The organism is Bacillus sp. RIT 809 (assembly GCF_016892495.1).
Lineage (GTDB): Bacteria > Bacillota > Bacilli > Bacillales > Bacillaceae_G > Bacillus_A > Bacillus_A cereus_U.
In genome coordinates, this window is the sequence record NZ_JAFEMR010000015.1 from 143,135 (window position 1) to 153,690 (window position 10,556).

The window sequence follows — 10,556 nt, forward strand, 5'->3', positions numbered from 1 at the left end:
CAATTTATTTTATAATGATAAGTTTCCTATACTTTTACCGATGTAATAATACAATTTTCCAAAAATAACTTTCATCTTTTATAAAGAAAGGACAGACATCCTTTTACAATTTTCTAAAACGAAATATAGCAATTATCCATATAATCCCACTAAATACACCTTTAATCTCTTTTTCTTTAACAAATATAAAAAAACGAGCTGCATTCATGCACAGCTCGTTTTTTATAATATTTATTTCATATTCCCAAAAATATAATTCTTATATAAAATTTATTTATTTTTAATAAAATTATTATTTTACATAATTAAATTAAATTTCTTCCGTTCCTTTACGATAACTTACAACTAAATCATAGTTTTGAAAGTACCAAAGATTATCAAAATCTATAAAAATAAAATACCGTCTTTCTCAACTGACACTATTTCCCGAAATGGTTTCTCAGAAACAATTCCTAAAGAATATCCTGGATGAATTGCGCTATTTCCTCCGTACCTTACAATAAAGTGAAACTTTAATCAGTGGGGGGGGGTTTCATCCCCCACTGATTATTAGCCCACACCAATCGGGCGTTTACGGGTAGCAGGGCCCCTACCTAACTTCTTGGCTCCAGCCGAATTTTGAGGTGGGAGTCTTACTGCCCACAAATAGCGGGATAAATCAAATCGATTCATCATACTTTATACGCAATTCTTCCTTAAACCATCGTAGAGCATCATGTTCAATTGAAATTTTCATCTTCGCTCTTCCTGTTTACGCAAAATCTTTTTTGCCTAATCGTTGTTTTACAAAAACAACGAAAAGAATTAAAGCTATTAATCCAGAAATTGCACTACCAGCAAATAAAATACGGTAACCAAACATTTGTGAAACAACTCCAAGTAAAATCGCACCTAATCCAATACCTAAATCAAATGCGGTAAAGAATGAAGCGTTAGCAACTCCTCTTTTACTAGGATCAACAATTGTCAGCATCGCTGCTTGTAAAGCGGGCTGTGCTGAACCGAATCCAACACCGTATAATACCGCTGCGATAATTATACCCATTAAACTATTTGAAATAGTTAATACAACTATAGCTAAAATGGTAATACATAGTGCCGGGAGTATGATAAATACTTCTCCGTATTTATCTAATAGTTTTCCTGAAATCGGACGTACAATTGTTAAAGCAATTGCATATACAAGAAAGAATGTCCCAGGATTCACATCAATTGATGACGCAAATAACGGTAAAAATGTTGTTATGCCTCCGTATGCAAACGATAAAAAGAAAATAACAATTGTAATTGATAAAACAGATTTTTCAAATAGCTGGATTTTCCCTTTTTCTTTTTGTGGCGTAAATGGCATTTTCGTTATTAACGATAATACGACTGCCATAAAGGATAAAAGAGTTGCTAATAAGAATAGGCCATGAAATGAATAATTTTGTACAACCCATAATCCAATCATCGGGCCAATTGCCATCGCGATTGTCATCGCCATGCCATACCAGCCCATTCCTTCACCACGACGTGAATCTGGAATAATATCAGTTATCGCTGTTCCAACTGCTGTTGTAGAAACAGCCCACGTCACTCCGTGAATAACGCGTAAAACAGCTAAAAGAACAATAGTCGATGCTAAATTATACGAATACATCGTTAGCCCAAAAAATATGAGTCCGAAAATAATAAAAGATCTTCTACCATATTGATCTAACATTCCTCCAATAATCGGTCGTATTACAACTGCCGCTATTGTAAACATTCCCATCATCAGTCCAACTTGTGATTCATTTCCACCAATCTCTTTAATAAAGAGCGGTAGCGTTGGAACTAGTAAATAAAACCCTGTAAATAAAAATAACATCGCGATAGTCATTTGAATAAATGATTTCGTCCATAATCGTTCCATTAAAATTCCTCCATAAACACGTAAAATATTGCAATCAACACATCAATTGTATATTTTTCATGTTCCCTTGCCCTCCGCTAATAGACGTATCTTTTCGTAATAAATGGTCCACCATCAATTCACATTGGTCTTACGACTTTGTACGTATGTTTCAACCGAAAGTCCTATCTATATGTATCTTTATACGTATTAAAAGAATATACTACTTTATCATTGTAACTTAGGAGTGATCGTCTTCATGTGGGTATCACCAAGAATAACTGCCGTTGTCCCATCAGTTCCCTCAATACATGTTCCTGCCGTTCATACAGCTAGTTCTGATGTTGGTATCGAACTTCCTGCCGCTTGGCAACAATATCAATCGACTGACCAAGTCACCCCTTCATTTTGGCATCATGGTACACATCCTAGTAGCGCTACTTTTTATAGCCCTAGTTATCCAATACCTCCAACTCAAATTTTTTATCATTTCCCGTCAATTTACTTTCAAAATTTCTATGGTACTTTTAACATTTAAAAATAATATTACTCTTTATAATACAAAAAGCACCAAAGAAACCGTTTTTCCCGGTATCCTTGGTGCTTTTTAAATGCATTATTTATTGTCCATTATTGGAAGGAGCCTCTCCTGTGTTCCCACCAGTAGTTGGTGGCGTTGAATCCCCTTGACCACCTCCAGTAGTTGGTGGTGTTGGAGTTCCTTGGCCATCTCCTGTAGTTGGTGGTGTTGGAGTTCCTTGACCACCTCCAGTAGTTGGTGGTGTTGGAGTTCCTTGACCACCTCCAGTGGTTGGTGGATTTGGAGTTCCTTGGCCACCTCCTGTAGTTGGTGGTGTTGGAGTTCCTTGACCATTTCCATTGTTCGGTTGATTTGGAGTTCCTTGACCATTTCCATTGTTCGGTTGATTTGGAGTTCCTTGACCATTTCCATTGTTTTGTTCATTTTGCTTATTCTGTTCATCTTGTTTCTTTTGCTCTTCTTGCTTCTTTTGCTCTTCTTGTTTCTTTTGCTCTTCCTGTTTCTTTAATTCTTCTTGCTTTTTCTCTTCTTCAGTTTTTTGCTGTTGGTCTTGTTTTGGTTGCTCAGTTGTATTAGGTACGCTCGTATTTGGAGATGAATCACGTTTTTCACCTTTTATACGTAACTCACTACCTTCTTGAATAACACTACTTGGCATTTTAAAGCGTGATTTATCTGTAGCCATCTCGCTCATCATTTCTTTAAAGATCAACTGTGCAATTTTCGTATTTTTACTACTAATATACTCATTTTTACCATCTTTCATATACCCAGTCCATACTGCCATCGTATATTGCGGTGTATATCCTGCAAACCAACTATCACGAGTTGCACTTTCTGGAATTCCATATTGTGCTAGTTGTTTTGAAGAATAGTTAGTTGTACCTGTTTTACCAGCTACATCTAAAGAGGCCACATTTGCCGATGTACCAGTACCTGATGTAACTACAGAACGAAGCATATCAGTAATCATATATGCTGTAGAATCCGCCATAACTGATTTTGGTTTTTGTCCAAAACTTTGTGACTTGCCGTCTGGATAAACTACTTTCTTAACAAAATGCGGCTTTGTATACTTACCATCATTACCAAATGCCGCATAAGCACCCGCTATTTCAGTTGGTGATACTTCGTTTGTCCCAATCGCTGTAGATTCTGTCGGTGCTGTATTAAATGTAATACCTAATTTCTCAGAGAAGTCTTTCGATTTACTAATTCCCACTTCTTTTGCAGTTTTAATTGCCGGAATATTACGCGACATTTTTAATGCTTCACGCATTGAAATTGGGCCTGAATAACTTCTGTCTGCATTTCGAACTTCTTGCCCCGTTGAATACTTAAATGGAGAGTCATCAATTTGATGGTACGTAGCCCATTTTAAATATTCAATAGCTGGAGCGTAATCAAAGATTGGCTTCATTGTCGAGCCAGCTGCACGATCTAATTCAATCGCCATATTATGTCCTTTAAATACTGCTTTATTTTCACCACGACCACTGCCTATAGCACGAACTTCTCCTGTTTTCGTATCCATAAATGTGAAAGCGCCTTGGAAATTATCATTTGGATAATCAATAATATTTGTATTTAAAATATTATCAGCCAATTTCTGTGCTTTCGAATCCAATGTTGTATAAATTTCTAAACCGTCAGAACCAATATTAGCATCTGGTAGTTCTTTTTCTACTTCTTTCACAACCGCATCCATAAATGCAGGATATGGCATTGTTTGTAGTTCTGTTGCAGGCTTAAGACCCTTTGTTACGTCAACTTTCGATGCTTCTTCCATTTCTTGTTTTGTTATATAGCCATGTCGATTCATTAACCCTAGTACAGTATTTCTTCTTTCTGTTGCCCTTTGAACATTTTCTTTTTTCGTTGGGTCATAGTTATTCGGCGCTTTCGGTAAACCGGCAAGCATCGCAACTTCTGGTAAAGTTAAATCTTTTAATTCCTTACCGTAGTAGTTTTGTGCTGCTGTTGCGATTCCATATGAACGGTTACCTAAATTAATTTTATTTAAATACATCTCTAATATTTCATGTTTTGAATACTGTTGTTCTAGCTTATACGCTAAATATATTTCCTGAACCTTACGCTTTGACGTTTTTTCCATCGATAAGAAGTAGTTTTTAATAACTTGCTGCGTTATCGTACTTCCACCTTGAGAGCCATAATCTCCTTTAAGACTAACTAAAACTGCACGTGTAGTCCCTTTGAAGTCTACTCCGCTATGCTCATAAAAACGTGCATCTTCTGTTGCTAAAAATGCATTTTCTACCAATTTAGGAATTTGATCATACGTAACATTCGTCCGCTTTTCTTTCCCATATTCATATACCAAATTCCCGTCTTTATCATAAATTTTTGAGGATAACGGATTAACAAGTTTTGTTTTCTCAAGTTTCGGCGCGTCCTTTATCATAACGAAAAAGGTAGCCACCCCTGCCACTAAACCTACAATACCAAGTAGTAAACAGCTAATTAAAAATTTACGGAAAAACGATGTTTTACCTTTTGGGTTTGTTTTTTTAGAAGCTGGCTGTTTTTTCTTTTGAACTTGTCTTCGCTCCTCTCGAGAACGATAATTTTCTGACATGTTACTTTCTCCTGCCTTTCAATTCTCCCGTTGATTTACTTAAAAATATTGAGATCACTCTCACCGATACATTCAGTCAAGAAAGTGTATTGACCTGGATCATTCAATATTTTCCCAATTCACAGATTATACATTTTAGAATACTTCTTATACAAACTATTTTCACTTCTATTTTTTCTAATAATGCTGCCCCTTAAAGCATAGAATGTAAGAAGTGTATTTTTAATACCTCGTATAAATAATATACCTTTTTTTCAAATGGTCAATATTTTCTTATTTATAAATCAAAGGTGAAATAAAAATAGCACAACAATATGTACTTCGTGTGAACTTCCTTATAATTACGTATAAAGAACATTTGATATATCGCATATAAATATAATACCTCTTTAATTATTAGGATTTCAACACGACAATCCCCTTATCTACAAGAAACCATCTAAAATAAAAAGTAAGGAGTTGCGTAATGATGAAGCTATCTCCCGTTATCTCAAAAAATATAGTTGCTGTTGGCTATAATCCTTTTTCTATGATTTTACGTATTCAACTAAAGAATGGTTTGTATGATTTCTTTAACGTGCCAGAAAGCATTTACACCGGTTTATTAAACGCACACTCTAAAAGTTATTATCATAATACTTATATTAAAAATTCTTACCGCTATACTAAAATTTAAACTTGATTGGCATACAAAAAAGAAAGGCGAATCAAATCCCCTTTCTTTTTTGTATGTTTCCACTCGCAATTTACCTTCTATTTCTTTTATTAATTTCATCGTACGCCTGAACTTGTCTTTTAAGTCGCCTGTCGGCTTTTTTATCATGTACGACAAGAACTGCGTGTATCGCTCCTGGAACCCAAAAAATTAAGGTTAAAATGAAATTAATAATCGCTTGAAACGGCTTTCCGCAAAATAAAACAGCTACCGGCGGAAGTAGAATTGCTAATAAGTACATCATGTCTGAAAAACTCCTTACTGTTTATTTTTCAATTCTTACCCATCCATCTCCTACACTATCAAACCTATGAAATCATGTTATTTCTAAAAGCGTATGTAAGAACTCATCATTACAAAAATCACATATAATAGTATAACTAAATGAGGAGCCTCTCACTAACGTTAACAAGCTATTTTCACCTGTTCGTTTATATGTATATTCTACACCTATATGAAACAGCCTACAAAAAGAATTATCACATCAATCTTGTCCTATTTCTAAAATTGAAATACTCCAAACTTCATTTAAATGAGTATTTCATTGCCTTTTCTTAGATTCCAATCGTTGTTCCTCTACTATTTCAGTTAATCCAATTGCTGAAATTACAGTACCTATTGCCTGTATCCAAATACCTATTAGCCCTATTATACGTTGATTTTCTCTATATATATTACTGTCTTCATTTCCCTTTTCTTCTTTTGATATATTGTGAATACCTTCATATGCTTGTAATCCTGCACCTAAACTTTGCATTGAATTCCCTAATACAATAATCCACTGTATTCCACTTATCTCATTCAATGCTACTTCTACTCCTAAAAAAGCTCCAATTGATTGTAAACTATTTCCAGTAATTATAAGGAAATCATTTTCTTTTATTTGTTCATTTAGATTAAAATACGTCCCTATTACATTAGAAATATTACCTAAAGCTAATAACTCAATCCCCGTTTTCGCTAGCGCTTTATTTTTATTATCTATAGTTACATCTTGCTTCTCACATTTATCTTCATCTTTCACATCAATAGTTGCTATAATTTGTAATATATATCCTAGGGCTTGTAATGAACTCCCTACAATAACAAGATCCGACTCAATCTTTTCTTCTCCTGCAAACCCTCTAGTTGTTCCAATAGCTGCTATAAGATTTCCTCCTACTTGAAACCATGCCCCTGTCAATTCTAAATCGCGTAGGTTCATTTCCCATCACCTATATTATAATTTTCTAGTACATTCGAAATAAACAAATATCACCTTTAATTCATTATTTTATTTTTCATATGTAATTTTGTGCATCACATAATGTACTAATAATAAAAAAGAGCACCTTTCAGGCGCTCTTTTTGACAAGGAGTTTCTCGATGAATGTATAATTTGCAGATGCTTCCTACATACTTCAATATATGCTTGTCCTTCAAATCTGTGAATATAACATTTAATACCTATCTGAAGATTAAATGCATACCGGACATGTCAATGAATCTCCGTTTTTATCTATTGATATATTTAATATATAATGAATTGCTTTATGTGACCACATTTCAGGTGTAGGAGATTCTTTTACATATTGAGGTGCACATAAATGAAGCATTGGAGTGCTAATACTTCCACCTGGATCTAAAGCAACTACGGCCATGCCATTTGGCAGTTCCATTGCCATAGACTGCGTGATACCTTCAATAGCAAACTTCGAAGCACAATATGGCGCAAGTTCAGCCTCGCCTTCTCTTCCCCAACTAGAGCTCATATTAATAATAATTCCTTCTTTCCTAGCTATCATCGCCGGGACGAACGCCCTAATAACATTTACTACCCCGTTCACATTTACACTCATTACACTTTCAAATTCTTGAGCGGTAACTTTCCATAGCGGTGCATTTTGATTAACAATCGATGCATTATTTATTAACATATCGGGAGCCCTATACCTATTAAGAATACGACTTGCCCATTTACTAACTTGGTGATGATTTGAAACATCAATTATTTGAAAATCATGTGAAGCACCGTAATATTTATTAAGCTCTTCAATTTTATTTTTTGAGCGTCCACACCCTGCTATTTTCCATCCCAATTCATGAAACCTATCAACCATTGCACGTCCTAACCCTTGCGTTACTCCAGTAATAATTACAAGTTTCCCAATGTCGTTTCGTTCCAACTGCATCTCCTCCTTTCAATTAATATTACTCTTTTTATTCTTATTCAACTTCTCACTTAAGTATCAATTCATTTCATACTTTAGAAGTATTTTTGATATTACATATTAACAAACAAAAAGAGTAACCATAATAGTTACTCTTTTGTTTGTATCGTTATTATTTTTAAATTGTACCTTTTCTCTCCTACATTTCTCTCATCGATAAATATAGGCTACACCTTAATGAAATATTTATGTTTATGGTTCGATTTATCTAAATACTTTTCAATCCACTTTTGCAACTTAACAGAGCCCATCTCTATCAAAGAATTTCCACCTAGTCTTATAGCATACTTTTATTTAAATTCTCAATCTCATTTTGCAACTTTTTAAATTGCTCAAAATGCATTGTTATAGATTGAATACTATTCCTTTCAACATTTTGCTTCACTAATAAAACGCCTGTATCGTGAAAAATCGCTTCAAGTTCTTTCCTTATAGATACTTTCGTAATATATGCGGTTTTAATTGCCGATAAAATTGCTATTTCATTAAACTTTAATTTTATTTCATTAGGACAAAATGCTTTTTCGATCAAAGTAACATCATTACTATAAATAAAAGCAACAAGTTTACTTGATTCTGCATCTGTTAAATCCACTGTTTTTATAACATTATCCATTACATTTTGCCTCCTTTAATTCCGTATATATTAATTATGCAAATTTATTCTTTTTAAAATTCAACTCTTCGTTAATTTTAACATACTTTTTGCTCGATTGATTAAACAAAGCTTCAAACATTTTTCTATTCCGGAATATTTGTCAAATGAACCAATTAGACTATACCTTCATATAGTAATGCAAACAATTACTTATAAAGCAGGTGAAAATTATGCCCTCAGTTGTAGGGAATTTAGTTGTACAAAATAGTAACGGATCTTTCAACTTAGGTGATTTCTACAACGTTTCTCCAAAAGAGAATACGAAAGCTTATAACGGATCTGGCGCATCTAACGTTGGTTTCGTAGTGAACACTTTTAGTGGGGTTAGCGCGACTAATACATTTGATTCTGATCTAGCAGATCAAAACCAAGTTGGTACGGCCTAACCAGATCGGTAATCATCTTTGTATAACATTTTAAAATTTGTCTATACTATACTCAGGCTGATACACAGCTATCGTCGATTTTTTGAGTGCCAATCTTTTTCTCCCTTTCCCTGGGACTAAGCAGCTAGCTTGCATCTAGCTGCTTTTTCATTTAGTTCTTCACCTCTTCAAAAAAATTAGATTTTTACAGGCAGCCTGACTCACAGCCGAATTTTGAGGCGTAAATCTAACTGCCCGCAAATAGCTAGATAAATTAAAGAAGCTAAACTTCAAAATTCAGCTTCTTTTAAGTTACATCAATTATGTCCCTTGCAGCAAATATATATGTTTTATAAAATGCATCTGTACATTTTACAATTTGTTGAATTGGATTTATATGAACCACTGTCATATAACTCGTAAGTATGTATCCTTCTTCAAAATAGGTCACTAACATCTCTTTTTCAGACAATAATGAAGTTAATAATTTGTCTGAAATACTTTCTTTCGCTTCATTCGTTATTAGTGGCCTTTGGACTTTTAATTTCTCTCCAATAATTTTTCTCATACTTAATAATTGTTCCGACATTACTGTAAATGGAACCCACTCTCTTCCTTTTTCCTGTACCTTTACATAATTCATTTTCTTTACTCCTCAATTTTCTACATCTATCCATTCATAAATTTCACTTCTAAATACACTTTATCCATCTCTTATTTAATATGTAGCGTAGTTTTCCAATTCAAAACCATTTATGAATTTGTAGGTCTCTCCACCCAAAAAGAACGTTAGTTCTAATTATACACGAACGAATGTTCTTTAGGAAGTACAACATGTAAATTTTTCAAACAAAATGCAACCTTAATCTATGAAGTTTATTCATACTGATTGATTACTCCTTTTAATTAATGAACTTTCTTTGCACTTCCTATCGCATCATAGAATACGTGTAGCAACAATAAAAGCGACTCCACCTAATGTGAAATCGCTTTTATTGAACTAATTATATTTCTAATTTTACTTTTCTATCCTAACTAACGTTCTTTCTGGAATACAAATTTCAGCTACATCTCATTAACCATCCTTCAACAAAAGCATATACTTTGATTATGAACGAACGCACAAATCTTTAGAAACTTATGATGTAAAACCATTCATTCCTCATAAGTTTCATACATATCGACAATTACTACCATTTATCCCGCTATTTGCGGGCTAATAATCAGTGAGAACGAACAAAACTCAAATTGATTAATATTTCACTTTCTTTATTGAATAAGTTTAGGTTGCATAATAATATGTAATTCTCTCTCTGTTTCTGTTTTTTTCGGATTTCGATAGTATTCCAGTTTATATTCTAATACTTCATACTCAACCATCCCAATCTTTATCCCTTTTGTTTCCTTTAATACAGCTAATAGAACGCTTATATTTTCATTAGATGATTCAAAAATTTTCCCTCCGCCTTCTCTCTTAAAAATAACTTTCATATATTCTCCCCCAAGTTAATTTAATAATCTAGTAAATATAAAATATTCATCCTACTTTAATAAATAATTCATATCATCGTTAAGAACATCCTTTTGTAATA

At 33.6% G+C, this 10,556-nt stretch carries 11 protein-coding genes and 1 pseudogene; 3 read left to right on the top strand and 9 right to left on the bottom strand.

Going from position 1 to position 10,556, the window contains the following annotated elements; genetic code table 11:
* Positions 1-310: 310 nt before the first annotated feature.
* Positions 311-504 (bottom strand): annotated as a pseudogene (locus tag JTF23_RS17445) (HesB/YadR/YfhF family protein); the annotation flags it as partial.
* 247 nt (positions 505-751) lie between these two features.
* Positions 752-1,897 carry an MFS transporter gene (locus JTF23_RS17450; protein ID WP_204209282.1) on the bottom strand — a complete coding sequence of 382 codons (1,146 nt, stop codon included), beginning with the start codon at positions 1,895-1,897 and terminating at the stop codon, positions 752-754.
* A gap of 238 nt (positions 1,898-2,135) precedes the next feature.
* Between JTF23_RS17450 and JTF23_RS17455 the strand changes: the two genes are divergently transcribed.
* Positions 2,136-2,414, top strand: coding sequence for a hypothetical protein (locus JTF23_RS17455; RefSeq protein ID WP_098988114.1), 279 nt, complete (start codon positions 2,136-2,138; stop codon positions 2,412-2,414).
* An 82-nt stretch (positions 2,415-2,496) separates the two neighbouring features.
* On the opposite strand, the gene JTF23_RS17460 is transcribed toward JTF23_RS17455, so the two are convergent.
* On the bottom strand, positions 2,497-5,016 hold the full coding sequence (locus JTF23_RS17460; protein ID WP_204209283.1) for a transglycosylase domain-containing protein: 2,520 nt from the start codon (positions 5,014-5,016) through the stop codon (positions 2,497-2,499).
* A 466-nt stretch (positions 5,017-5,482) separates the two neighbouring features.
* Between JTF23_RS17460 and JTF23_RS17465 the strand changes: the two genes are divergently transcribed.
* Positions 5,483-5,692, top strand: a complete 210-nt coding sequence (locus JTF23_RS17465; RefSeq protein WP_002200586.1) for a KTSC domain-containing protein — start codon at positions 5,483-5,485, stop codon at positions 5,690-5,692.
* 70 nt (positions 5,693-5,762) lie between these two features.
* Here JTF23_RS17465 and JTF23_RS17470 read toward each other — a convergent pair whose 3' ends face one another.
* The 4 genes from JTF23_RS17470 to JTF23_RS17485 form a co-directional block, all read right to left on the bottom strand.
* Positions 5,763-5,975 (bottom strand): YqaE/Pmp3 family membrane protein, encoded by a 213-nt coding sequence (locus JTF23_RS17470; protein ID WP_002065263.1) that lies wholly within the window; start codon positions 5,973-5,975, stop codon positions 5,763-5,765.
* Positions 5,976-6,272: 297 nt separating this feature from the next.
* Complete coding sequence (locus JTF23_RS17475) at positions 6,273-6,935, bottom strand: DUF6944 family repetitive protein (protein WP_204209284.1); 663 nt, start codon at positions 6,933-6,935, stop codon at positions 6,273-6,275.
* Positions 6,936-7,188: 253 nt separating this feature from the next.
* Complete coding sequence (locus JTF23_RS17480; protein WP_002202101.1) at positions 7,189-7,896, bottom strand: SDR family oxidoreductase; 708 nt, start codon at positions 7,894-7,896, stop codon at positions 7,189-7,191.
* A gap of 322 nt (positions 7,897-8,218) precedes the next feature.
* Entirely contained in the window at positions 8,219-8,557 is a 339-nt protein-coding gene (locus JTF23_RS17485; RefSeq protein ID WP_002012726.1) for a hypothetical protein, read from the bottom strand.
* Between the two features lie 212 nt (positions 8,558-8,769).
* Between JTF23_RS17485 and gerPF the strand changes: the two genes are divergently transcribed.
* Positions 8,770-8,985 carry a spore germination protein GerPF gene (gene gerPF, locus JTF23_RS17490; RefSeq protein ID WP_001141569.1) on the top strand — a complete coding sequence of 72 codons (216 nt, stop codon included), beginning with the start codon at positions 8,770-8,772 and terminating at the stop codon, positions 8,983-8,985.
* Positions 8,986-9,271: 286 nt separating this feature from the next.
* Here gerPF and JTF23_RS17495 read toward each other — a convergent pair whose 3' ends face one another.
* Entirely contained in the window at positions 9,272-9,607 is a 336-nt protein-coding gene (locus JTF23_RS17495; protein WP_002012722.1) for a YolD-like family protein, read from the bottom strand.
* A gap of 626 nt (positions 9,608-10,233) precedes the next feature.
* Positions 10,234-10,455: a hypothetical protein gene (locus tag JTF23_RS17500; RefSeq protein WP_002157948.1), complete on the bottom strand. Its 222-nt coding sequence runs from the start codon at positions 10,453-10,455 to the stop codon at positions 10,234-10,236.
* Positions 10,456-10,556: the final 101 nt, after the last annotated feature.

What these genes read in the sequence shown, in the direction of transcription:
- JTF23_RS17450 (WP_204209282.1), bottom strand. Translation starts at nt 1,897, where the DNA reads ATGGAACGATTATGGACGAAATCATTTATTCAAATGACTATCGCGATG.
- JTF23_RS17500 (WP_002157948.1), bottom strand. Translation starts at nt 10,455, where the DNA reads ATGAAAGTTATTTTTAAGAGAGAAGGCGGAGGGAAAATTTTTGAATCA.
- JTF23_RS17470 (WP_002065263.1), bottom strand. Translation starts at nt 5,975, where the DNA reads ATGATGTACTTATTAGCAATTCTACTTCCGCCGGTAGCTGTTTTATTT.
- gerPF (WP_001141569.1), top strand. Translation starts at nt 8,770, where the DNA reads ATGCCCTCAGTTGTAGGGAATTTAGTTGTACAAAATAGTAACGGATCT.
- JTF23_RS17455 (WP_098988114.1), top strand. Translation starts at nt 2,136, where the DNA reads ATGTGGGTATCACCAAGAATAACTGCCGTTGTCCCATCAGTTCCCTCA.
- JTF23_RS17460 (WP_204209283.1), bottom strand. Translation starts at nt 5,016, where the DNA reads ATGTCAGAAAATTATCGTTCTCGAGAGGAGCGAAGACAAGTTCAAAAG.
- JTF23_RS17475 (WP_204209284.1), bottom strand. Translation starts at nt 6,935, where the DNA reads ATGAACCTACGCGATTTAGAATTGACAGGGGCATGGTTTCAAGTAGGA.
- JTF23_RS17465 (WP_002200586.1), top strand. Translation starts at nt 5,483, where the DNA reads ATGATGAAGCTATCTCCCGTTATCTCAAAAAATATAGTTGCTGTTGGC.
- JTF23_RS17485 (WP_002012726.1), bottom strand. Translation starts at nt 8,557, where the DNA reads ATGGATAATGTTATAAAAACAGTGGATTTAACAGATGCAGAATCAAGT.
- JTF23_RS17495 (WP_002012722.1), bottom strand. Translation starts at nt 9,607, where the DNA reads ATGAATTATGTAAAGGTACAGGAAAAAGGAAGAGAGTGGGTTCCATTT.